The following is a 353-nucleotide window of genomic DNA, read 5'->3' as shown; positions in this document are numbered from 1 at the left end:
GCGGAGCAGGAGCGGGTGCGGCCGGGGCTGGCCGAGGACTCCCGGGTGCGGGCCGCGCTGGACGGGCGGCGGGCCTCCCTGGCGCCGGTCTGGCTGCGGATGCGGGAGCGCACGGGTGAGCTGACCGGTCACGCGCTCGTCGTCGACGCCGAGGACACCTTCACGGCGATGCTCGCGCATCTGCTGCGCTCTACGGTGCTGGAGGTGACGGTCCGGCGGTACGACGAGCCGGGGCTGCGGGAGGCCGTGCTCGCGCACGAGGGCGTGCTGGTGCTGGGGCCCGGGCCCGGGGATCCGTCGGACGGGGACGACCCCAAGATGAGGTTCCTGCGGTCGCTGACCGCCGAGGTGCT

Annotated in this window: 1 protein-coding gene; it reads left to right on the top strand. The window is 75.6% G+C overall.

Annotated elements, in window-relative coordinates:
- Nucleotides 1-353, top strand: a 353-nt coding sequence (locus PUR53_RS01140) for a glutamine amidotransferase-related protein (protein WP_443080248.1), incomplete at both ends; no start/stop codon positions are given.

The sequence above is a fragment of the Streptomyces sp. SP18BB07 genome, from assembly GCF_036322545.1.
Lineage (GTDB): Bacteria > Actinomycetota > Actinomycetes > Streptomycetales > Streptomycetaceae > Streptomyces > Streptomyces deccanensis.
The sequence above is the reverse complement of the archived record's forward strand: the minus strand, read 5'-3'. Positions and strand labels throughout refer to the sequence as shown.